General features: G+C 69.1%; 22 protein-coding genes. 6 read left to right on the top strand and 16 right to left on the bottom strand.

Going from position 1 to position 20,808, the window contains the following annotated elements; all coding sequences use genetic code 11:
* Positions 1-34: 34 nt before the first annotated feature.
* From BM109_RS22255 to BM109_RS22200, 12 genes are all read right to left on the bottom strand, one after another.
* Positions 35-775 carry an SDR family NAD(P)-dependent oxidoreductase gene (locus BM109_RS22255; protein ID WP_093347210.1) on the bottom strand — a complete coding sequence of 247 codons (741 nt, stop codon included), beginning with the start codon at positions 773-775 and terminating at the stop codon, positions 35-37.
* Positions 772-1,299, bottom strand: a complete 528-nt coding sequence (locus BM109_RS22250; protein ID WP_093347207.1) for a 2,4'-dihydroxyacetophenone dioxygenase family protein — start codon at positions 1,297-1,299, stop codon at positions 772-774. Before BM109_RS22250 ends, BM109_RS22255 begins: the two co-directional genes overlap by 4 nt.
* Before the next feature lie 141 nt (positions 1,300-1,440).
* The gene (locus tag BM109_RS22245; protein WP_093347205.1) at positions 1,441-2,355 is read right to left on the bottom strand and encodes a LysR substrate-binding domain-containing protein; all 915 of its coding nucleotides are present in this window, start codon (positions 2,353-2,355) and stop codon (positions 1,441-1,443) included.
* 88 nt (positions 2,356-2,443) lie between these two features.
* Entirely contained in the window at positions 2,444-3,343 is a 900-nt protein-coding gene (locus BM109_RS22240; RefSeq protein WP_093347202.1) for an alpha/beta hydrolase fold domain-containing protein, read from the bottom strand.
* The gene (locus tag BM109_RS22235) at positions 3,343-4,848 is read right to left on the bottom strand and encodes a GMC family oxidoreductase (protein WP_093347199.1); all 1,506 of its coding nucleotides are present in this window, start codon (positions 4,846-4,848) and stop codon (positions 3,343-3,345) included. The genes BM109_RS22240 and BM109_RS22235 overlap by 1 nt, the downstream gene beginning before the upstream one ends.
* A complete protein-coding gene (locus tag BM109_RS22230; RefSeq protein ID WP_218159407.1) occupies positions 4,845-5,459 on the bottom strand; it encodes an isochorismatase family protein in 615 nt (204 codons plus the stop codon). Before BM109_RS22230 ends, BM109_RS22235 begins: the two co-directional genes overlap by 4 nt.
* A 217-nt stretch (positions 5,460-5,676) precedes the next feature.
* Positions 5,677-6,186, bottom strand: a complete 510-nt coding sequence (locus tag BM109_RS22225) for a hypothetical protein (RefSeq protein WP_093347193.1) — start codon at positions 6,184-6,186, stop codon at positions 5,677-5,679.
* A gap of 116 nt (positions 6,187-6,302) precedes the next feature.
* Complete coding sequence (locus tag BM109_RS22220; protein WP_093347190.1) at positions 6,303-6,620, bottom strand: toxin-antitoxin system YwqK family antitoxin; 318 nt, start codon at positions 6,618-6,620, stop codon at positions 6,303-6,305.
* A gap of 85 nt (positions 6,621-6,705) precedes the next feature.
* Positions 6,706-6,999: a type II toxin-antitoxin system prevent-host-death family antitoxin gene (locus tag BM109_RS22215; RefSeq protein ID WP_093347187.1), complete on the bottom strand. Its 294-nt coding sequence runs from the start codon at positions 6,997-6,999 to the stop codon at positions 6,706-6,708.
* 76 nt (positions 7,000-7,075) lie between these two features.
* A complete protein-coding gene (locus tag BM109_RS22210) occupies positions 7,076-8,206 on the bottom strand; it encodes a CaiB/BaiF CoA transferase family protein (RefSeq protein ID WP_093347183.1) in 1,131 nt (376 codons plus the stop codon).
* Positions 8,207-8,244: 38 nt separating this feature from the next.
* Positions 8,245-9,093 carry an HpcH/HpaI aldolase/citrate lyase family protein gene (locus BM109_RS22205; protein ID WP_093347180.1) on the bottom strand — a complete coding sequence of 283 codons (849 nt, stop codon included), beginning with the start codon at positions 9,091-9,093 and terminating at the stop codon, positions 8,245-8,247.
* Positions 9,094-9,103: 10 nt separating this feature from the next.
* Positions 9,104-10,081, bottom strand: a complete 978-nt coding sequence (locus tag BM109_RS22200) for a Bug family tripartite tricarboxylate transporter substrate binding protein (RefSeq protein WP_093347177.1) — start codon at positions 10,079-10,081, stop codon at positions 9,104-9,106.
* 62 nt (positions 10,082-10,143) lie between these two features.
* Here BM109_RS22200 and BM109_RS22195 point away from each other — a divergent pair, with 62 nt between their 5' ends.
* From BM109_RS22195 to BM109_RS22180, 4 genes are all read left to right on the top strand, one after another.
* Positions 10,144-10,890, top strand: a complete 747-nt coding sequence (locus BM109_RS22195) for a GntR family transcriptional regulator (RefSeq protein ID WP_093347174.1) — start codon at positions 10,144-10,146, stop codon at positions 10,888-10,890.
* Between the two features lie 140 nt (positions 10,891-11,030).
* A complete protein-coding gene (locus tag BM109_RS22190; protein WP_093347169.1) occupies positions 11,031-12,002 on the top strand; it encodes a tripartite tricarboxylate transporter substrate-binding protein in 972 nt (323 codons plus the stop codon).
* A 14-nt stretch (positions 12,003-12,016) separates the two neighbouring features.
* Positions 12,017-12,373, top strand: coding sequence for a hypothetical protein (locus tag BM109_RS22185; RefSeq protein WP_143129245.1), 357 nt, complete (start codon positions 12,017-12,019; stop codon positions 12,371-12,373).
* Positions 12,374-12,515: 142 nt separating this feature from the next.
* Positions 12,516-13,838 carry a hypothetical protein gene (locus BM109_RS22180; protein ID WP_093347162.1) on the top strand — a complete coding sequence of 441 codons (1,323 nt, stop codon included), beginning with the start codon at positions 12,516-12,518 and terminating at the stop codon, positions 13,836-13,838.
* Positions 13,839-13,944: 106 nt separating this feature from the next.
* Here BM109_RS22180 and BM109_RS22175 read toward each other — a convergent pair whose 3' ends face one another.
* The 3 genes from BM109_RS22175 to BM109_RS22165 all read right to left on the bottom strand — a co-directional run bounded on the left by BM109_RS22175 (position 13,945) and on the right by BM109_RS22165 (position 17,181).
* Complete coding sequence (locus BM109_RS22175; RefSeq protein WP_093347159.1) at positions 13,945-14,199, bottom strand: FitA-like ribbon-helix-helix domain-containing protein; 255 nt, start codon at positions 14,197-14,199, stop codon at positions 13,945-13,947.
* Positions 14,200-14,391: 192 nt separating this feature from the next.
* Positions 14,392-16,626, bottom strand: a complete 2,235-nt coding sequence (locus BM109_RS22170; protein WP_143129244.1) for an LVIVD repeat-containing protein — start codon at positions 16,624-16,626, stop codon at positions 14,392-14,394.
* A gap of 51 nt (positions 16,627-16,677) precedes the next feature.
* Positions 16,678-17,181: a hypothetical protein gene (locus tag BM109_RS22165; RefSeq protein WP_093347153.1), complete on the bottom strand. Its 504-nt coding sequence runs from the start codon at positions 17,179-17,181 to the stop codon at positions 16,678-16,680.
* 271 nt (positions 17,182-17,452) lie between these two features.
* Here BM109_RS22165 and BM109_RS22160 point away from each other — a divergent pair, with 271 nt between their 5' ends.
* Both BM109_RS22160 and BM109_RS22155 read left to right on the top strand, forming a co-directional pair.
* Entirely contained in the window at positions 17,453-17,860 is a 408-nt protein-coding gene (locus BM109_RS22160) for a hypothetical protein (RefSeq protein WP_093347152.1), read from the top strand.
* On the top strand, positions 17,853-18,320 hold the full coding sequence (locus BM109_RS22155) for a YybH family protein (protein ID WP_093347148.1): 468 nt from the start codon (positions 17,853-17,855) through the stop codon (positions 18,318-18,320). The genes BM109_RS22160 and BM109_RS22155 overlap by 8 nt, the downstream gene beginning before the upstream one ends.
* A gap of 15 nt (positions 18,321-18,335) precedes the next feature.
* On the opposite strand, the gene BM109_RS22150 is transcribed toward BM109_RS22155, so the two are convergent.
* Entirely contained in the window at positions 18,336-20,630 is a 2,295-nt protein-coding gene (locus BM109_RS22150; protein ID WP_093347145.1) for a TonB-dependent receptor, read from the bottom strand.
* Positions 20,631-20,808 lie beyond the last annotated feature (178 nt).

Here is a 20,808-nt window from a genome sequence, read left to right as displayed (position 1 = left end):
AAAAGGAATGGGACCGAAAAAACTTGGCGGCGCTTCAGTACGTGGCCCGACCGCCCGAGAGGTCGAAGGTGGCGCCGGTGCTGAAGCTGCACGAGCCCGAGCACAGCCAGGCCACCATCTCGGCCACCTCGGCGCTCTCGCCCAGGCGCTGCATCGGGCTCTTGCCGATCATGGTCCGCACGTGCTCGGCCGACATCTGCTCGAGGATCGGCGTGCGCACCGCGGCCGGCGCGATCGCGTTCACCAGGATGCCGGTGGTCGCGAGCTCTTTGCCGAGCGACTTGGTCAGCGCGATCACGCCGGCCTTGGCCGCGCTGTAGGCCGAGGCATTGGGCGTGCCCTCCTTGCCGGCCAGCGAGGCGATGTTGACGATGCGGCCCGCGCCCGCGGCACGCAGATGCGGCACCACGGCGCGGCACACGTTGAAGGTGCCGACCAGGTTCACGTCGACGATGCGGCGCCAGGTGGCGGGGTCGTAGGCATCGAGCGGCACCGTCGGTCCCGCGAAGCCCGCGCTGTTGACCACGAAGTCGATGCGGCCGAAGCGCGCGGCCACCGCGGCGGCGGCACGCTCGACCGTGGCGAGATCGCTCACGTCGACCTGCCAGGCGTCGTCGTTCGCAGTGGCCTCGGCCATGTCCCACACCGCCACCCGCGCGCCGCTGCGCCGCAGCTGCGCCGCGACTTCCGCGCCGATGCCGCCGGCACCGCCGGTGACCACCGCCACCGCGCCCGCGAAGTCGTAGCCGGCGCGGCCGTAGGCCGTCGTGCTCATCGGATGAACTGCTTGACGTAGTCCGCGCCGAGGCCGACGTTGTCGAAGTGCTTGCGGCACATGTCGATCTTGGTGAACACGTCCTCGTAGCCCATGCCCTTGCCCCAGGGGTCGGTGTAGTACATGACACCGTTGACCTGGAAGTAGGTGATCATTTCCTCGACGTCCTCGGGCACGTACAGCGTGTGCGTCTCGCCCGGCGGCTCGAACACGTAGCTGCCCTCGGTGGCTTCCCAGTCGTGCTCGAGATAGCGCCAGCGCCCCTTGAGTACGAAGCCGTGCACCGCCTGCGGATGGCGGTGGCGGCTCAGCACGCCCGACTTGCGCACCTTCAGCAGGTTCATCCAGTAGCCCTGGCTCGCGTTCAGGCACAGCGGCCGGAACCACACGTTCTCGGCCTGCGGCACCCACAGGCGTTCGTCGGTCGGGATCGCATGCTGCACCACGATCTCGGGCAACGCGTCCGGAGGATTCGGGTACTGGTAGGGCATCTTCGGGGTCGGGTCCGAATCATCGAGGGGCATGTCGCTTGTCCATATTGTGGATGTATGTCCATATTGTAGACATCGATGCCGAGGCCACGTCTTTGCGTAAACCCTGATGGCGCGCGCGAACGCACCGCCGCATCGGCGCGGCGGGTCGGATCACGGGGGTTGCGCTTGCGCTCAGTCGAGCCGGACGGCGGCGGGAAAGGCCTCGACGAGGTGCTCGATGAAGGCGCGCGCCGCGGCGCTCATGCCGCGCCGGCTCGGCATCAGCGCCGAGATGGTCGAGTCGGCCGCCACCCAGTCGGGCAGCACGCGCCGCAGGCGGCCGGCGCGCAGCTCGTCGCGGCAGATGTAGGCCGGCAATGCGACCACGCCCATGCGCGCCTCGGCCGCGCGCTTCAGGGTCACCATGCAGGTGCCCTCCATGCGCGGGCGGATCGCGACCTGCGCGGTCTGCGCGCGGTCGTCCTCGCGCTTGAGCAGCCACGCGGGCGTGAGCGACCCGCGCTTCATGATCAGGGTGGCGCAACCCCGCAGGTCGTCGGGCGTCTCGATGGCGCCGGCGGTTTCGAGGAACTCGGGCGCCGCGAACAGGTGCCAGGGCGCTTCCGCGAGCGGGCGCTGCACCAGGTTCGAATCGGGCAGCGCGCCCGAGTAGGCACGGATCGCGAAGTCGTAGCGATCGGCCACGATGTCGACGTTGGCATCGCTCGCGTCCTGCAGCAGGTTGACCTTCGGGTACTTGGCGAGAAAGCTCGCGACCATCTCGGTCATCGCGAACTGCGAGGTCGCGACCGACACCGTGTAGCGCACGGTGCCCGTCGGCTCCGTGCTGCGGCTGCGCATCGCCGCCTCGGCCTCGTTGGCGCGCGCGATGGTGGCGACCGCGTGGCCGTAGAAGGCCTCGCCCGATTCGGTCAGCGTGATGCGCCGCGAGGTGCGCGCCAGCAGCGTCAGGCCGAGCTCGGCCTCGAGCTGCTGGATGCGGTAGCTGATCGTCGAGACCGGCCGCTGCAGCGCGCGCGCCGCGGCCGAGAGGCTGCCCCGGTCGATCACTTCCACGAAGTACCGAAAGTCGTTGAGGTCGAGCACGCGTATCTTTCGCCGATGGGTTCTTCCGAGTCCGCGGCAACTTAGCACGTTCCGCGCGCACCGGCCACGCGCGGACCCGGACAAAGGGTCAGGCGTTCCAGTGGCGCGACACGGACGCGGCCGCGCGATCGAGTGCCTTGCGCGCGCTGGCCAGCTCGCGGGTGTTGAGCTGGAACACGTGGTGCATGCCCTGCCACTCCTCGAGCTCGACCTGCGCGCCCGCCTGGCCGGCCGCCTCCGCGAGACGGCGCGAATCGTCGCGCAGCACCTCGTCCGAGCCGACCTGGATCAACGTGGGCGGCAGGCGCCGCAGGTCGGCATCGAACAACGGAGAGCCGCGCGGATCGATGGCCGGCGCGCCGCCCAGATAGGCCGCGGCCGAAGCACGCAGGTAGCCGACGTCGAGCAGCGGATCGCCGACGGCCAGTTCCTGTGCGCTCGCGCCGCTCAGGCTCAGGTCGGTCCAGGGCGAGAACGCGACCAGCGAGGACACGGCGATGCCCTGCCTCGCGGCCTCGAGCACGGTCGCGAGCGACAGGCCGCCACCGGCCGAGTCGCCCGCCACCGCCACCGCGCCGAAGCGCGATGCCAGCCCCGCGAGCGTGCGCAGCGCGAGGTCGCGCGCGGCGGGCAGCACGGCCTCGGGCGCCAGCGGGTACTCGAGCACGAAGGCCGGCACGCGCGTGCGTGCCGCGAGCTGGCTGGCCAATCCGACATAGGCGCTCGCATGGCCCAGGCCATAGCCGCCGCCATGGATGAACAGCAGCGCGCGCCCGGGCACGGCCTGCGCGGGCTCGACCCACCAGCCGGAAGCGGCTTCGTCGGCGGCCTCGCGCGCCGCGACTTCGGAAGCGGTGGGCGTCTGCGCGATGAAGCGGTCGTAGATGTCGCGCGGCGTGCCGGGCGCGGTGGACCAGAAGCGGCCGAACTCGAGGCGCAGCGCGCGCGCCGCGGCGATGTCCTGTGGATCGATGGGAACGAGGGCCATCAGCGGACTCCGAAGCTATGGCCCGAGAGAAGCCAGGCCATCATCATGGTGGTGATGTTGGGCGGCGCGCTCGGTGCCCTGGGCATGATCGACGCGTCGATCACGAACAGGCCCGGCACGCCATGCACGCGGCCACCGCCATCGACCACGCCCTGGCCGGGCGGTCCCATGCGGCAGGTCGAGGTCGGATGCGCATAGCCGTCGAGCTGCTGCTCGATCGCGCGCTGCAGGTCGTCGCCATCCGAGAACTCAGGCCCCGGCGCCATCTCGGCCGCAACCATCTGCGCGAACGGCGACTGCCGCCCGATCGCGCGCGACAGCCGCACGGCCTCGAGCATGCGCGCCATGTCGCGTGGCGTGCCCAGCAGGTTGTAGCGGATGCGCGGCGCGCTGCGCGGATCGCGGTCGGCCAGCTCGAGGCTGCCGGTCGCCTCGGGCTGCGTCACCGACACCGCCAGCACGATCGCGCCGCCCGTCGGGCTCAACGCCGGGTCGAACAGATGGGTGGCCGAGATGTGCAGGTCGAGGTCGCCCGGCTCGGCCTGCGAGGACGCGGCCCAGAGGATCGCGCCCGCCGCGGGATGCATGCCCGCCGCCTCGGGCGTCAGCGCATAGACGTTGTAGTAGAACGGATGCTCCTGCAGGCCCTGCCCCACCGGCAGTTCCGCCACCAGCGGAATGCCCAGCGACGCCAGGTGCGGCGCGGGACCGATGCCCGATCGCATGAGGATCGCCGGACTGCCGAAGGCGCCCGCGCTGAGGATCACCTGGCCCGCGCGATGGCTCTGGCCCTCGGCATCGACCACGCCCACGGCGCGGCCTTCCTCGAACAGCACGCGGTCGATCTCCACGCCGCCACGGATCGTGAGGTTGGGCCGCGCGCGCACGTCCTCGCCGAGGAAGGCGATGCCGGTGTTGATGCGCCGGCCCGAGATCACGTTGAGCGGATAGGGCGCGACGCCGGCCTGCTGCTCGCCGTTGAAGTCCGCGACGCGCGCGAAGCCGAGTGCGGCCGTTGCATCGACGAAGCCATTGAGCGCCGGCGTCAGCTCGTCGCGCCGCCGGTTGCGGATCGGCAGCGGACCCGCGCGGCCGCGGAACGCGTCGTCGCCATCGGGCGTGTTCTCGATCGCCTTGAAGGCCTCGAGCAGCTCGGGCCATTGCCAGCCCTCGATGCCGAGCGCGCGCCACTTCGCGAAGTCCTCGGGCCGCGAGCGCATCGCCACCGCCGCGTTGACGGCCGAGCTGCCGCCCAGCGTCTTGCCGCGCGGCGCGTGGATGCTGCGGCCCGCGAGGCCGGTCTCGGCCTGGTAGCCCCAGTCGTGGCCATCGGGCCCGCCGGCCGTGTCGGCATCCGCGAGGTCGCGCGGAAACACGTTCGGCCGGTAGGCTTCGCCGGCCTCGAGCAGCAGCACCTGGCGCGCGGGATCGGCGCTGAGCCGATGCGCGAGCACCGCACCCGCCGAGCCGCCGCCGACGACGATGACGTCGAAGGCAGCGCTCATCGCGACAGCGCTCCGGCCACCTGGCCCATCAGCACCGCGAACGGCATGTCGAGCGCGGCATACACGTCGAGCGCCTTCGGATCGGCGTTGTCGCCCATGATCTCGACCATCAGGGTCGCGTAGTCGGAGATCTCGATGCCGAGCGTCGTCAGGCGTGCGATGCCCGCTTCGCGCTTGGCGGTCGAGAAGGTGCCGCAGGCGTCGATGGCGATGATCGGCTGGTAGCCCTCCTCGCGCGCCGAGATCGCCGGCAGCGAGGCGCAGACCTCGAACGACAGCCCCGCGATGATCAGGTGATCGCGCTTGGTCGCCTTCACGGCCTCCACGAAAGGCGGGTAGTCCCAGGCATTGACCGTCGAGCGGTCCATGATCTCGCCGCCGCCCAAGGCTTCCTTGAGCTCGGAGGCCGTCGGCCCCCACATGCTGTCGCGCGCCGTCGTCACCGCGACGATCGGCAGGCCCAGGACCTTGGCCGCCTTCGCGAGACCGACCACGTTGTGCTTGAGGTCGCTGACCGTCATGTCGCGCACGCCGGTCATCAGGCCGACCTGGTGATCGATGAGCAGAACGGCGGTGTTGTCCCGCGTCATGCGGGTGCGTTGGGTTTGCATGGGGTGTGACTCCTGGCGATGGGTTGGTGCGGGTTCGAAACGTGAGGCATTCGAACGGATGCGCCAGGCAGGGTCAACGAGATCGGCGGGGATCGGGGCTGGAAGGATCTTCCAATGGGTTGGAGGGTGGAAGAGGTTCCAATGGGACGGATGCTTTGGAGATCGCGAGCGCAAGCGACCGCGCCTCAGCATGGCCGGCGTCCAAAGCCTCAATGGACTACCGCGGCAGGGAACGCTGGTCGGGATAGGGGACCTTGTGACGCAGCACGCCAAAGGCGACGAGCCCGCCGAGGCCGGGCAGCAAGAGAGGCAGCAGCCCATAGCCGACCCAGCTTCGTTCGGCCAGGACCGCCGCACGCCCGATCAGCACGTGGAACGCGAAGAAAAGCGTGACATATCCCGCCGTGCTGTACGTTGCATACCGTGTGTCCGGAGAGCCCGCGAAGAAGAAGCCCATCACCATCAGCAGGAAACACAGGCGTGCCCAATTCAAGGTCTTGTGCGCATCGATCAGGCGAAGTTCGGCCGCCGGCGGTGGCGTGCGCTGGAGTTCAGCCTCGGAGCCCAAGCCTGCCTTTTCCCTGCGCTCCTTCACGTAGCTGTGAAGAAACACGGTCCCGATGAATGCCATGCTCAAGCCGAGGATGACACCCCACGCACCGCCGACCACCCTGTTGATGACCACGAAAAAAGCGGCGAAGGTGGCGATGCGAAATCCGATATTCATCCTGGTTCCCTCCTGGTTTCAACGTCCAGAAATCCGGGTCGTTTCGTGCATTGGGTGACGCGCCACGCGCGCTCATCGAAGCTTGATTTGCCACAGCCTCGGCACGGCCTCTGCCCTCAACCGCCGTGGCTCTCACTCGGCCCTTCAGTCCCATCGGCATTCCAGAAGCGCCACACGCCGACTTCGCGCCCATCTCGATAGTGGCCCTCGGAGGCCGGCCGGCCATCGGGGTGGAAGTCGCGCCAGAGCCCGTCCTCCTTCCCGTCGACGTAGTGGCCTTCCGATGCCACCGTGCCATTCTCGTGATAGGCCACGAACAAGCCATGCCGGATCCATCGCGTCCTGTCGGGCGACATCACCCTCGCGTAGCGGAATCGGATGGTTCCCGATTCGTAGGGGATCTCGGCGATGTGGAGGTCGGGGTCGGCGGTCATGTCGTGGTTGCTGAGAAACGCGTTGACAGGCGGATGGTAGTGGCGGCCAATGGAATCGCCGGAATCCTGCCGCAGGCGCGAGCGCTCACGGTGCCGGTCGAACGCCGAGTGCTTCTTCCAATTCCTCATCGGGCACGAACGACCCGATCAAGGCCTCCCGCAAGCCAGCGATGGCATCTTCAGCCAACACGAGCTTCGCGTGCTCCGCTTGGAGGACATGGTAGTAGTCCAGGCGACGCGCATCGACCAACGCGACGTAAGGCACGCCATTCCTGGTCAGCACCTTCTCCGATCCGCTTTCGACCACCTCCGCGGCGAGTGCAGAGAGACGAGCGCGAGCTTCGCTGATGGGAACAATGTCCGATGCTCTCGATGCCATTTCGCTGAGTCCGATAGGGATTGCGTCGACGTCAGTCTAGCAACCGCCTTCGCTCGTAGCCAAAAGCCCGCTCGACTTATCCAGCCCCACCCACGACCTGCACCGTATGCTCCCCCAGCATCGGCGCCCTCGCCTCCCGCTTCACCCCGCGCTCACCATTGAATCGGATCGGTTCCACCACCGCGCGATAGCTGCCCAGTGTGGGATGCGCGTGCGTCGCCAGCAGCCCCTGGTGTTCGACCTGCTCGTCGTCGAACACCTCCTCGATGCCGCGCACCACGGTGCATGGCACGCGCGTGCCGAAGATCGCTTCCCATTCGCGGGCGCCGCGCTGCATCAGCGCGGCGCGCAACTGCGGCACCAGCTCGGCCTCATTGGCCTTGCGCAGGCGCATGTCGGCAAAGCGCGGATCGCGCGCCAGATGCGCGAGGCCCGTGAGTTCGCACAGCGCCTCCCAGAACGGCTGGGTCTGGGCCTGCAGGTAGACGTAGCCTTCGCGCGTGGGGTGGATGCCCGAGAGCGCGCCGCCGCGCAGGTCGCGATCGACGCCGGGGCCCTCGTCCTCGGCCCACACCATGCGGCCCGCCTGCATCGCGAGCGCCGCTTGCAGCAACGACGTATCGACCCGCTGCGGCAGGCCGGTGCGTTCGCGCTGGAACAAGGCGGCGCAGATGCCGGTGGCGATCAGGCTCGCGCCGTAGAAATCGACGGCCGAACCCCAGACCACGCGCGGCTCGTCGCCCGGATAGCCCTGCGCCTTGGCGATGCCGGTGCGGCATTGCAGCACCTGGTCGAAACCGGGGCGCTGCGCCTGCGGGCCGTCGGGGCCATAGCCGGTGAAGCTGCAATAGATCAGGCGCGGCTGGATCGCAGTCAGCGTGTCGCAGTCCAGCGCGAGCCGCCCGGCCACGCCGGGGCGGAAGTTGTGCAGCACCACGTCGGCCTGCGCCACGAGCCGGTGGCAGGCCTCGCGATCCGCGGGCTGCTTGAGGTCGAGCACGATGCTGCGCTTGTTGCGGTTCACGCCGATGAAGGCGCGGCTCTCGCCGGGCAGGGTCGAGGGGTAGTAACGCATCGGGTCGCCCTCGGGCGCCTCGATCTTGATCACGTCGGCGCCCAGGTCGCCCAGCAGGCTCGCGCCGTAGGGGCCCGCGATGTAGGTGGTGAAGTCCAGCACCTGGATGCCGTCGAGTATCTGTTGCGCCATCGATGTCGTCGTTTCGGGTCTTGTGGTGTGAAGAAGGCTCAGGCGAGCAGGCGCCGCGCGCGATCGACCATCGGGCGATCGATCATGCGGCCATCGAGCCGCAGCGCGCCCAGGCCCTCGGCGTCGGCGCGGGCATGCGCCTCGAGCACCTTGCGCGCCTGCGCGATCTCGGCCTCGGTGGGCGCGAAGACACGGTTGAAGACCTGCACCTGCGCCGGATGCACGGCGGGCGTGCCGCCGAAGCCGAGCCGGTGCGACAGCCGCGCCGCGTCTTCGAGCGCATCCAGGTCGTCGAGTTCGGCGATGGAGGCGGCCAGTCCCCAGCAGGCCAGGCCCTCGGCAGCGGCGCACATGGCGACGCGCGCGGCCGCGGGCACCAGCAGGTCGGCATGCGGCGGCCGGCCAATCGCGGCCGCATAGTCCTCGGCGCCGAAGCCCAGCGCGCGCAAGGCGGGATGGGCCGCCGCGATCGCATCGGCGCGCAACACGCCGCGCGGGGTTTCGATCAGCGCGACCAGCGAGCGCGGTCCGTTCGAGCCGCGCTCGCGCGCATGCCGCTCGAGGTGCACGACCGCCGCGCGCACCTCGCTCGGCGACTCGACCTTGGGCAGCATGACGGCATCCACGCCTGCGGCGACGCAGGCCTCGAGGTCGGCGTCGAGCAGTTCGGCCTCGGCATTCACGCGCGCCATCAGCGGCAGGCCGGTGCCGCGCAGCGCGCCGGCCGCATGTGCCAGCGCGAGCCGCGCCTCGGCCTTGCGCTGCGGCGCGATCGCGTCCTCGAGATCGAGGATCAGCGCCTGCGCGCCGCGCTCGCCCGCGCGCGCGAAGAAGCGCGGCTCGAGCACCGGCACGAACAGCGCGCAGCGAATGCGGTGGGCGTCCATCGGCGGCTCCTCAATCGGCGGTGATGCCCAGGCGGGCCACCACGCCTTCCCACACCGGCGCGTCCTTCAGCATCTGGGTGCGGAAGCTCTCGACCGGCATCACCAGCGGCTCGGTCTCCATGCTCGCGAACTGGGCCTTGACCTCGGGCGAGGACATCACGGCGGCCATCTCGGTGCTGATGCGCTCGACGATGGGCGCGGGCAGCTTCGAGGGGCCGAACAACCCGCCCATGGTGTTGAGCGTGAGGCCGGGATAGCCGAGCTCGGCCATCGTCGGCACCTCGGGATAAGTGGCCAGGCGCTGCGCCGAGGTCACGGCCAGGGCCCGCAGCCGCCCGCCGCGGATCAGCGCGCCGGCGGCGATCGGGGAGTCGGTCGAGAACAGCACCTGCCCACCCGCGAGGTCGGCCAGCGACTGCCCGCTGCCCTTGTAGGGCACGTGGGTGGCCTTGACATGGACCTGCTGCAGGTACATCTCGGTCGCCAGGTGCGTGAGCGTGCCGGTGCCGGAGGACGAGTAGCTCGATGGCGCCGCGGCCAGCCGCTTCGTCAGTTCCTGCAGGCTGCGCGGGCTGTCGGGCTGGGTGCCGACCAGCACCATGTAGGGACTGCGCAGCGCCGCGGCCACCGCGGTGAAGTCGCGCAGGTGGAACTTCGCGTTGCGGTTCATCGCGGGCACGACCACCAGCGGCGCGGTGGTGCTCAGCAGCAGCGTGTAGCCGTCGGCCGGCTGGTCGAGCACGAACTGGTGGCCGATGATGCCGCCACCGCCGGCCTTGTTCTCCACGTACACGCTCTGCTTGAGCCGCTCGCCGAGCTTGCTCGCGAGCAGGCGCCCGATCACGTCGCTGCCCGAGCCCGTGCCCTGCGTCACCACCAGCCGGATCGGCTTGCTGGGGTAGGTGTCGGCCAGCGCCAGCGGTGCCACGCCGGCCAGCGGCAGTGCGGCGCCTGCGGACAGCGCGCGGATAAAGTCTCTACGATGCATGCGTTTGTCTCCAGTGGCGTCTGCTTCGCCTAATTAGTCGAATATTCGAATATTATCTCTTCATGGCGCATCCAACAAGTGCCGGCGCGGCACTGACCATCCAGGACATCGTCGACGCCATCGTCCGCGAGATCGACGAAGGCCGTTATCCCGTCGGCAGCCTGCTGCCTTCCGAAGCCCAGCTGCAGGCGCAGTTCGGTGCCACGCGCTACCGCCTGCGCGAAGCCATGAGCGCGCTGCGCAAGCTCGGCGTGATCGATTCGCGCGCCGGCATCGGCACCCATGTGCTGGCGCGCAATCCCACGCCCTTCTTCGTGCATTCGCAGCAGACGCTCGAAAGCATCATGGAGGCCGCGCGCACCACGCAGCTCAAGCTCGAACGCGCCGGGCTCGTCGCCGCCGACGAGCAACTGGCCGGCCTGCTGCAGGCCGAGCCGGGCAGCCAGTGGCTTTTCCTCGACACGCTGCGCTACCTGCGCGGCGAAGCGCGCCCGACCGGCGCGCTGTGGCTCTACATGCGGCCCGAGTTCGCGGGCGTGGCCGAGCGGCTGGAAGCATGGAACGGCCCGGTCTTCAAGCTGATCGAGCGGCTCTACGGCGTGGGTGTCGCGGTGGTGGAACAGGAGATCGACGCGGCGCCGCTCGAATCGCGCCTGGCCGAGCGCCTGGATGCAGTGCCCGGCTCGCCCTGCCTGCAGGTCACGCGCCACTGGTTCGATGGCGCGGGCAAGCTGGTGCAGTGCTCGGTCGGCCTCTATCCGCAGGGGCGCTCGCGCTATCGATCGCGGCTGCCGCTCGCGAGCCTCTGAGTTCGAACGGCCGGGCATCGGGCGCCACCGATGCCCAGGCTGTCGGTGTTCACCTAAGGTGACCGCCTTAACAACCAGGCGTCTTCTGCGCGGCGTGGGTGGGCTATAGCATTTTCGGCTTCACCCATAACGAGACATCAATGAAGCGCCTGTTCACGATCGCGATCGCGGCCCTCGCCGCCCTTCCTGCGTTCGCCGAGTATCCCGACAAACCGATCATGATCGTGGTGCCCTTCGCGGCCGGCGGCCCCACCGACAAGGTGGCGCGCGACTTCGCCGAAGCGCTGCGCAAGCCGCTGGGCAACGTGGCGATCACCATCGACAACACCGGCGGCGCCGGCGGCACGCTCGGCGCCGCCAAGGCCGCGCGCGCAGCCAACGACGGCTACACGCTGATGCTGCACCACGTGAGCATGGCGACCTCGCCCTCGCTGTACCGCAAGCTGCCCTACAAGACCCTCGAGGGCTTCGAATACCTGGGCCTGATCAACGAAGTGCCGATGACGCTCATCAGCTCGAAGTCGGTGCCCGCGAACAACTTCACCGAGCTGCGCAAGTGGCTCGAGACCAACGGCAGCAAGACCAACCTCGCCAACGCCGGCATCGGCTCGGCCTCGCACCTGTGCGGCCTGATGCTGCAGAGCGCGCTGAAGATCGCGCCGCAGACCATCCCCTACAAGGGCACGGCACCGGCCATGACCGACCTGATCGGCGGCCAGGTCGACATCATGTGCGACCAGACCACCAACACCACCGCGCAGATCGAGGGCAACATGGTCAGGGCCTATGCCGTGACCACGCAGCAGCGCCTGAAGACGCCGGTGCTGGCCGCCCTGCCCACGCTCGACGAGAGCGGCCTCAAGGGCTTCAACGTCAGCATCTGGCATGGCCTGTTCGCGCCCGCGGGCACGCCCAAGGCGGTCACCGACAAGCTCAATGCGGCGCTGAAGGTGGCGCTCAAGGACCCGGCCTTCATCAAGAGCCAGGAAGGGCTCGGCGCCGTGATCATCACCGACGCCCGCGTCAATGGTCCGGAGCACAAGAAGTTCGTCGAGACCGAGATCGAGAAGTGGGGCGCGGTCATCAAGGCGGCCGGCCAGTACGCGGACTGAGCATGGACCGCGCCATGACGACGAATCCGAACCGCCTGCGCCTGCGGCTGATCGCCCTGGCGGCGCTGGCGCCGCTCGCGGGCGCCGCCGCGGCCGCCTCGCCGAAGTTCTCGGTCGAGCTCGTGGGAGGCCGCATCAAGGGCGACGACACGCTGAAGGTGCGCCAGGGCGACCAGGTGCAGATCAGCGTGGTCAGCGACCAGCCCCTGGTGCTGCACCTGCACGGCTACGACATCGAGGCCCAGGTGACGCCGCCCGCGCCCGCGCTGCTGAGCTTCAAGGCCAGCCTCGCGGGCCGCTTCCCGGTGCACGAGCATCGCCACGGCCCGGGCAACCACCGTGCCGTGATGTTCATCGAAGTCCATCCCTAGGCGCGCCCTGAAAACGCTTCGCTTCGGGACCGGTCTCGCGATCGCGTGCGCCACGGCCGGTGCGCAGGCGCACGGCTTCGGCCAGCGCTTCGACCTGCCGCTGCCGCTGTGGCTGTGGCTCACGGGGGCCGGCGCGACCCTCGTGCTGACCTTCGCGGCGCTCGCGCTGTTCGCGCGGCGCCACGACTTCGGTTCCTCCTTCCTGCGCGACACCGACCTGCTGCGCTTCGCGCCGCTGCGCCGCATCGCGCATCCGCTCGCGGTGGTGCTGCGAACGCTGGGCTGCGCGCTGTTCGTGCTGACGCTGGCCACCGGCTTCCTCGGCAATTCCGACGCCTACGCGAACCTGATCGTCACCATGGTCTGGGTGCTGTGGTGGGTCGGCATGGCCTTCTTCTGCGCGCTGGTCGGCGACCTGTGGGAGATCGTCAACCCGCTGCCCACGCTGTACCGCGCCGCCGCGCGCCTGGTCGGCGGCGGCCGCGAATCGCTGGGCCTGCCCTGGCCGAAATGGCTGGGCGCGTGGCCGGCGGTCGCGCTGTTCTTCGCCTTCGCCTGGACCGAGCTGGTGTGGCAGGACAAGGACCTGCCCTCCGCCCTCGCCGGCGCCCTGCTGGGCTATGCGCTGCTGAGCTGGGCCGGCATGCTGCTGTTCGGCGTGGAGGCCTGGCGCCACCGGGCCGATGCCTTCGCGATGGCCTTCCGCGTGCTGGGCCGCTTCGCGCCGCTCGAGCTGCGCGGCTCGACGCCGACCGAGCCCGCGCGCCTGCGGCTTCGGCCCTACGGCGCCGGCCTGCTGACGACCGAGCCGGTGCCGAATTCGGTGGCGGCCTTCGTGCTGCTGATGCTCGCCACCGTCACCTTCGACGGCTTCCACGAAACCCCGCTGATGGACCGCATCGGCACCGCCGCGCAGACCTCGCGCACGGTGGCCGAGACGCTGTTCACGCTGTCTTCCGTGACCGGCATGGACGAGACGCAATGGCTCAACAGCGTCATGCTGCTGCTGTTCCCCGTGGCCTTCGTGCTGATCTTTCGCGGCGTGGGCGCGTGGATGCTGCGGCTGGCCGGCAGCACCGAACGCGCGGCCGTGAACGCGATGGTCTGGAGCCTGGTGCCGATCGCCGTGGCCTACCACCTCGCCCACTACGCCTCGCTGCTGCTGACGACAGGGCAGTTCATCGTTCCGCTCGCCTCCGATCCCTTCGGCTGGGGCTGGAACCTGTTCGGCACGCGCGGCCGCGCGGTCGACCTCGGCATCGTGAGCCCGGCCGTCTACTGGTACACGGCCGTGACGCTGATCGTCGTCGGCCATGTGCTCGCGGTCGTCGTCGCCCATGTCGAGGCCACGCGGCGCTTCGCGAACCACCGCGCGGCGATGCTGAGCCAGTTGCCGATGCTGGTGCTGATGGTGGCCTATACGAGCCTGAGCCTCTGGATCATGGCGCAGCCGATCGTGGGGTGAGCGGGGCCTGCGGCCCTACGCCTCTTTTCCGGGGGTTGATGACCGTCAGAGCAACGGCTTCATGGGGCAGCGTGCGCGTGATGACGTACGCTGCTGCACCCAGCATTCAGTCGAAGCTCAACGGTTTGGCCGGCGTCTTGTCGCGCACGCCTTCGGGGATCGAAAAGTCCTCATGAGTCAGCCCGATCCCGCGACCGATCGCGGCCAAGGCCTCTCCCATCGGCTCGCGGCGCTCCGGCTTGACCGCGGCCGACAGAATCTCGCGTACCTCCGCTTCCACAGTCCGGCCGTGCCGAACCGCGCGTTCGCGCAAGGCGCGATGCACGTCATCGGACAGATTCCTGACAGTCAAGGTGCGCATGTTTCCGAGCGGATCTCTTGCTTTCGACGGCCGCCATCATTGATGAATGCCGCCACCCATGCAAGCGCCAGATCGCATGCCCGGTCGTGCCCTGACATCTCGCCTTCTCGGCTTGCCTGCGAACCACCCTGAAACAAAAAAGCCCCCGACTCCTCGTCGGGGGCTGCGGTCGTCGATACGGTCCGATGTGGATCAGCTCTTCAGGTTCGCCACCGCCAGCTTCCCGCCGCTCTGCAGGTAGCCATTGGTCGTGAACGAGCAGCCTTCGGTGCAGCTCAGCGAGAAGAAGCCCTTGTTGCCGCCGTTGTCGGTCACCTGCAGGCGGAACTTCGCGGGCTGGCCGTCGAAGCTGCCGTCGGCGTCGATCTGCACCGAGTTGCTGGTGGCCGTGACCTGCGCGCCATCGGCGTCGATGGCCGAGCCCAGGCGCGTCACCGCGCCCAGCTGCACCTTGTTGCCCAGGCCTTCGATGCTCAGGCTGACGCTAGCGCCCTTGCTGTCGCGGCCGGCCTTCAGCGCCACCGTGATGTCGCCCTGCGCCGTCGCCACCTTGCCGCTGACGTTCGCGCTGCGGCTCATGCACGGGTTGTACTGCGGGTTGGTCAGCTCGAGCGAGACCAGGCCGCCCTGGTTCCAGCCGGTGTAGTAGAGGCAGTTCTCGGCGTCGTAGCGCGGGTCGGGACGGGTGAAGTCCATCTTGCTCGGCGTGTTGCGCCGCGCGACGTAGTAGCCGATCTCCTTCGGGCTGGTCGGATCGGTCCAGTCGGCGAAGCGGATGCCGCCCGATGCGGCCGCGTAGACGGCCACACGCATGTGGTTGCGGTCGTCGAAGTTCAGGTAGTGGACCATCGGGACGTTGCCGCCCTCGGCCACCAGCGTCGGGCAGACGCTGGCCTTGTTGGCATCCTGCTCGTAGGTGCCGACGATCTTCGGATGCTTCTCGTCCGAGATGTCGATCATGCGGCCGAAGCTCTGCTGCTTGCACTGGTTCGGCAGGCCGTTGGTGTCGCTGGTCGTCAGGGCGTACGACTCGTCGGTCGAGACGATGTACTCCTTGCCGTTGACGTGCCGCACCCATTCGGTGGCGTGCGTCGCGGCGGTCGAGGTCATGCGCGCATAGCCGCCCTGCTCGAACTCGGGGTTGGGCTGCTGGTCGCACCACGAGAGGAAGCTGACGTACTTCAGCTTCGGATCGGCCGCGCGCTTGACGATGTCGCTCGAGTCCATGATCAGCAGGCCGTTGGCGCAGGTCTGGTCGCGCCAGAAGGTGGTGGTGGGCGTCGGCAGGTTGCCCGCCACCTGGCCGCCGCCGCCGTACACCGCGAGATAGAGCCGCGTGCCGTCGGGGTTGGTGCTGACGTCATGGATGTTGGTCGCGGCCATGATGCGCCAGTTCTTGTTGTTCTTCACCTCGTCGGGCAGCTGCGAGCGGTTCCAGCTCAGCAGCAGCTTCGGATTCTTCGGATCGTCGAGGTTGGTGATGTGCAGGTCGACGCGCTTGTTGTCGATGGTGTAGTTGGCGAAGTTGTCGTCCGTGGGCGAGGTGCCGCCGGTGATGAGCGTGGTGCCGCCGTCCTTGGCCGTGGTGCCGAAGGGCACGCCGTACCAGGTCTTGCCATCAGGCGAGAGCCAGCCGTCGTGGTGGCCGCCCGAGGACTGGTAGCTCGCGTTCAGCGGCACCGGGTGCAGGCAGTCGCTGACGTCGTAGACGTCCACCATCTTGTTGTCCTTGTAGCCGGCCACCAGCAGGTCGCCCGACAGCTCGAGCCCCGAGTAGGCTTCGAGCGCGGCCGGGGTGCGCAGGATCTTGCCGTTCGGGTTGACCGGCGTGGCGGCGGTGGTCTCCTCGCCCCACTTGTTGGTGCTCGTGGCCTTGACGCTGGCCGACGGCGCGGTGCCGACGACGGTGGTGTCGCCGCTCGCGGGCACGACCTGCATCTTGGTCGGCGTCTTCATGTCGAACACGATGATGCCGGTGGTCAGCGCGGCATCGCCGCCGGCCGCGCCATCGCGGTTGGAGGCATAGGCGCAGCGCGTCGAGCCCTTGGCCTTGATCTGCAGGTCGCCGAAGGCGCCGCGGCCGAACAGCGTGTTCTGCGCGACCTTGCGCGCGCCGCACCAGTAGCCCTGGAAGCCATCGGGATTGGCGGTGGCGTCGTACATCGCCGACTTGGGGATGTGGCCATTGACGCCCGGCTCTCCCTGGTCCCCGGGGCCGGGCTCGCACAGCCGCGGCGGTGTCACGTAGTCCTGGGCCACCGGCCCGGTGTCGGTGGGCGGCTGGTCGGTGGATCCCGCGGGTGGCAGCGCGGAGCCGACGATGAGCGGCGCGCTGTCGTTGCTGCCGCCGCACGCGGCGAGCAGCAAGGCGCTGGCGAGGGCGCCAACCAACAGCAGGTTGGCTCTGGGGGCTTGTCTTCTCTTCATGGTTCTTCTTTCTCTGTCAAAAAAACACGGGGCCAGGGGAAAGTCTTCGCGTCAATGTCCGAAGGGGGCGGGGTCTCCCGCGAATGCCGGTTCCACGTCCGGCTCCGGCGGGTGGGCCGGGCGGGAAGGCAGCGGCGATGCGACGGTGCGGTCGGTCTCGATCACGACCGACTGCCCCGCGCCCGCGAGCACGACGCTGTCGGGCTGGATCGCGCTGACGGTGAGGCCCTCGACGTGGCCACCGACACGCAGTTGCAACAGCTGCGAATCGCCGGCGCGGCGCATCAGCGCGAAGCTGTCCACGCCATCGGCCGCCACGACCGTGCCGACGAGCTTGAAGGCCGAGACCGACAGCGCGGCATCGACCGGCTTCGCAGCCACCGGCACGGGCTTCGGTGCCGGCGGCATCACCGGCGTGGGAGCCGCAGCGACCGGCGGCATCGGCACGACGGCCTCATCGGACGACGGCCACCACCACATGGCCGACAGCGCGACGGCGAGCACCGCCACGAGCCACCAGGGCCAGCGGATGCGATGCGTCACGGAAGCCTGCATGGATGTCGATGTGGTTGTGGAGTGGGCGCAGAGATTAGTTGTGAAAGCCCTGCGTCAGAAGACGACCAACGGTTAAAACGTTCGTCGCAGGTGAGCGCATGAATCGCATCGCGGGCCCTGCCCGAGACCCTCGCCGACACTGGCGTCGCGGCGCGAAAGCCGCGTGTTTTCATCGCATGCGGACGTCGATCGCGACGCATCGTGATCCCTTGCGCGCGCGCGCCGCGTCGATAACATCGCCGGCTTCTTTGAATGGAGGCAAGGGACAGCGATGTTGCTGACGACATGGATCCTCGCCGGCGCGCGGGCCTCGGCCATGGCCGCGGCCCTGCTGCTCGCACAGCACGCGGTGGCCGGCCACGACGCGGTCGACCCCGCGCTGCGGCGCTTCACGGCCAAGGTGACCGGCGTGGGCCAGGCCGGCAAGGCGGGCCGCATCGCCACCTTGCGCTTCGAGCCGATCGGCCCGGGCATGGTGGCGCCCCAGCGCAACGAGATGCGCGGCTGGCGGCTGACCTTCATCCGCGGCAAGATGTTCGGCCGCACCCTGTGGCTCAAGAGCAATACGCCCGACGAGCTCACGGTGCGCGCCACCGATCCCTCGATGGAAGGCGTGAATGCGGGTGACATCGTCATCATCGAATTGATCGACCCCAAGCTGGTCGACCCCCATGCGTAGGCTGCTGCTCGCCGCCGCGAGCCTGGTCCTGGCCGCCGCGGCGGGAGCGCAGACCGTGAAGCTGCCGGCCGACGCGGTCGACGGCTTCCACGCCGCGCTCAAGCGCAAGGACACGGGCGGTGCGCTCTCCTACCTCGACCGTTCATTGGTGGTGTTCGAGTTCGGCGTCACCGACCCGACGATCGAGGCCTATGCGCTGAGCCACCTGCCGGGCGACATCGACATGGCGGCCGTCTCCACCTGGACCCTGCAGGCGCGCCGCCTCGGCGGCAGCGGCAACGAGCGCTGGGTGCTCAGCACCTACCACGTGACCGGCAAGCTGCCCGACGGCAAGCCCATCGACCAGGTGATGCAGGAAACGGCGATCGTGCGCCGCGCCGGCGACAGCTTCCGCATCGTCCACCTGCACTGGTCGAGCGACAAGCTCTGGGCGCAACCGCCGCGGCCCGCCGCGCCTTGAGCGCAGCGCGGCCCCTCACAGGTCGAAGCGCAGTTCGGCCGTGTAGGTGCGCTGCGGGTACGGGTGGAAGTTCCAGTAGCGGTCGTTGTTCGCGTTGTCGATGCCGAAGGCCGCCGACCACTGCTTGTCGATCTGGTAGCGGACGCGCAGGTCCACCGTGAAGTAGCGGCTCGCGCCGAAGTAGGCGAAGGCGTTGACGTCGCTGTTGTCGAGGTTCGAATACTGCCGGCCGCTGTAGCGCGCGGCCACCGTGAAGGCCCAGCGCGCATCGGGCTTGTAGGTGGCGTAGGCCGTGGCGCGCCAGCGCGGCACGCGTGGCTGCCACTTGCCCACCGCCGCCGGAAAGGCCGCGTCGGCCACCGTCTTCGAATCGGCATAGGTCAGGCTGCCGCCCAGATCGAGGCCCTGGATGCCGACGTCCTGCCCGGTGTAGGCAAGCTCCACGCCGGTGGTGCGCATCCGGTCGACGTTCTGCACGCGCGAGACTGTCGAGTTCGGGATCAACTGGCTGTAGAGCGCGTTCTTCGTGGTCTCGTGGAACAGCGTGGCACGCAGCAGGCCGTTGCCCAGGTCCTGTTCGGCCGTGAGTTCGCCGGTCCACGACTTCTCGGGCTTCAGGTTCGGGTCGTTGACGAACGAGAGCGCGCCGCCCGAGGTCGCGCCATAGAGTTCGCCCACCGTCGGATAGCGCACCGCGCGGCCCACCGAGGCCTTGATCACCGTCGAAGGCGCGAGCTGGTAGGCCAGGGCGGCCTTGGGCGAGAGGTCGGACTCGCTGCGCGCAGCGTAAGGCTGTGCGCTCGTGGCCGTGGCGGTGAAGCCGTCCGTGGCCTTCCACTTCTCGTAGCGAAGCCCGAGCACGGTCTTCCATTGCGGTGCGAAGGACCACGCGTCCTGCGCCCAGGCACTGAGCGTCTGGCTGCGCCCTCCCACCTGGCTCACGGGCGTGAACGCGGGGCCGTCCTGCCAGTCGCCGAGCACGTTGGTCTTGGCGATGACGAGCTTGTAGGCATCGCGGCCGACGCCGAAGTCGACCACGTGCGCGCCGCCCACGCCCTGCGGGCGCCAGGTGCCCTTGGCCGCGAGCGTGTTCCAACCGGTGCCGCCCTGGTCCTGCAAGGTGCCGGCACCGCCGAGGGCCGCCAGCGGCAGCGCGACCGTGGGCGAGCGCTGCGTGTCCTTGGCGTAGTCGTAGAGGCTGGCGGCCACCTCCCAGTCGAAGGCACCCTGGGTGTTGCTCTTGACGGACAGCCCGTGCATGAAGTGCGTGGCGCGGTCCTCGGTCCACGGAAAGGCCGTGGGCGCGAGCGTGAAGCTGCGCCCGCCGATGTTGACCGGCCCGCTGTAGACCGGCCGGCCGCGTGCATCGACGAGGTAGCTCTCGCTCTGCCCGCTGCCCGCGTTCTGCCACCAGCCGAGCGTGTAGCTCGCGCGCAGCGTGGGCGAGATGTCGTAGGCCAGCTTGAGCTTGGCGTGGTCCTGCACGGTGCGGTACTGCGTGCCCGCGCCGAGGATCAGCCACGGGGCGTTGGTGGTGTTGAGGCCCGGCACCGCGCCGAACACCGGTGTTCCCGCCGCGCCGGCCACGGTGGACGCCAGCGTCGCCGTGGTGAAGGTCAGCGGCTGCCCCTGGCTGTCGGTTCGGTTGACGTCGATCCACCAGGACCAGTCGCCGCTGCGGCTGCCCAGCGAGGCGCTGGTCTGCCAGCCGTTGAAGCTCTTCTTCGTGCGGTAGAGCTCGTTGGGCTGCGAGGAGAAGCCCGCCTTCACATGGGCCTCGAGCTTGTCGGGCATGCGCGTCACGTAGTCGACCACCGCGCCGGCCGAGTTGCCCGGGTACGCGGCCGAGAACGGGCCGTACATCACGTCGACCCGCTCGATCTCCTCGGCCGTGACCAGGCCCCAGCGCGGCGTGAAGTTGGTGCCGTTGGCGATGCCGTTGCCCAGGTAGTTCGACAGCAGGATGCCGTCGGCATAGACGGCCGAGCGCGCGCTGTTGCCGGTGCCCGAGGCGCGCGTGGAAAGGATCGCGTGGTTGTAGTCGCCGATGTAGCGCTTGCGCACCAGCAGGCTCGGCAAGTACTTGAGCGCGTCCTCGCTGTCGGTGGCGTTCACGCGCGTCTCGATCTCGGCACGCGTCACGCCCTCGATGGTGGTGGGTATCTGCGTGGGCAGCGAACTCGGCCGGGCGCCGGTGACCGTGACGATGCCGAGCGACTTGGCGCGCTCGGGCGTGTCCTGGGCCATGGCATCGGTTGCAACGCAGGGAAAGGCCGCGACCAGCGCGAGCGACAGGAGGGACCTGTTCATGAAGGCCTGGCGCGATCTGTAGCGGGAAGTCGCATGTCTCTGTTCTTGTTCGGATGCGCCGGCGCCGCGGCGCGAAAGCGGCAGAGGTTAGTCGCGGCCCGTGGCGCCCCGGAAGGACATCGGCGGTTAACTCGTTCACCAAAGGTGGGCACATGTCATCGGCTCCCGATGCACCGCG

Source organism: Variovorax sp. PDC80 (genome assembly GCF_900115375.1).
In the GTDB taxonomy this organism is placed as follows: domain Bacteria; phylum Pseudomonadota; class Gammaproteobacteria; order Burkholderiales; family Burkholderiaceae_C; genus Variovorax.
The sequence above is the reverse complement of the archived record's forward strand: the minus strand, read 5'-3'. Positions and strand labels throughout refer to the sequence as shown.

Coding starts and splice junctions, on each gene's coding strand:
- BM109_RS22255 (WP_093347210.1), bottom strand. CDS start 775: ATGAGCACGACGGCCTACGGCCGCGCCGGCTACGACTTCGCGGGCGCG.
- BM109_RS22250 (WP_093347207.1), bottom strand. CDS start 1,299: ATGCCCCTCGATGATTCGGACCCGACCCCGAAGATGCCCTACCAGTAC.
- BM109_RS22240 (WP_093347202.1), bottom strand. CDS start 3,343: ATGGCCCTCGTTCCCATCGATCCACAGGACATCGCCGCGGCGCGCGCG.
- BM109_RS22235 (WP_093347199.1), bottom strand. CDS start 4,848: ATGAGCGCTGCCTTCGACGTCATCGTCGTCGGCGGCGGCTCGGCGGGT.
- BM109_RS22230 (WP_218159407.1), bottom strand. CDS start 5,459: ATGCAAACCCAACGCACCCGCATGACGCGGGACAACACCGCCGTTCTG.
- BM109_RS22225 (WP_093347193.1), bottom strand. CDS start 6,186: ATGAATATCGGATTTCGCATCGCCACCTTCGCCGCTTTTTTCGTGGTC.
- BM109_RS22220 (WP_093347190.1), bottom strand. CDS start 6,620: ATGACCGCCGACCCCGACCTCCACATCGCCGAGATCCCCTACGAATCG.
- BM109_RS22215 (WP_093347187.1), bottom strand. CDS start 6,999: ATGGCATCGAGAGCATCGGACATTGTTCCCATCAGCGAAGCTCGCGCT.
- BM109_RS22210 (WP_093347183.1), bottom strand. CDS start 8,206: ATGGCGCAACAGATACTCGACGGCATCCAGGTGCTGGACTTCACCACC.
- BM109_RS22205 (WP_093347180.1), bottom strand. CDS start 9,093: ATGGACGCCCACCGCATTCGCTGCGCGCTGTTCGTGCCGGTGCTCGAG.
- BM109_RS22200 (WP_093347177.1), bottom strand. CDS start 10,081: ATGCATCGTAGAGACTTTATCCGCGCGCTGTCCGCAGGCGCCGCACTG.
- BM109_RS22195 (WP_093347174.1), top strand. CDS start 10,144: ATGGCGCATCCAACAAGTGCCGGCGCGGCACTGACCATCCAGGACATC.
- BM109_RS22190 (WP_093347169.1), top strand. CDS start 11,031: ATGAAGCGCCTGTTCACGATCGCGATCGCGGCCCTCGCCGCCCTTCCT.
- BM109_RS22185 (WP_143129245.1), top strand. CDS start 12,017: ATGACGACGAATCCGAACCGCCTGCGCCTGCGGCTGATCGCCCTGGCG.
- BM109_RS22175 (WP_093347159.1), bottom strand. CDS start 14,199: ATGCGCACCTTGACTGTCAGGAATCTGTCCGATGACGTGCATCGCGCC.
- BM109_RS22170 (WP_143129244.1), bottom strand. CDS start 16,626: ATGAAGAGAAGACAAGCCCCCAGAGCCAACCTGCTGTTGGTTGGCGCC.
- BM109_RS22165 (WP_093347153.1), bottom strand. CDS start 17,181: ATGCAGGCTTCCGTGACGCATCGCATCCGCTGGCCCTGGTGGCTCGTG.
- BM109_RS22160 (WP_093347152.1), top strand. CDS start 17,453: ATGTTGCTGACGACATGGATCCTCGCCGGCGCGCGGGCCTCGGCCATG.
- BM109_RS22155 (WP_093347148.1), top strand. CDS start 17,853: ATGCGTAGGCTGCTGCTCGCCGCCGCGAGCCTGGTCCTGGCCGCCGCG.
- BM109_RS22150 (WP_093347145.1), bottom strand. CDS start 20,630: ATGAACAGGTCCCTCCTGTCGCTCGCGCTGGTCGCGGCCTTTCCCTGC.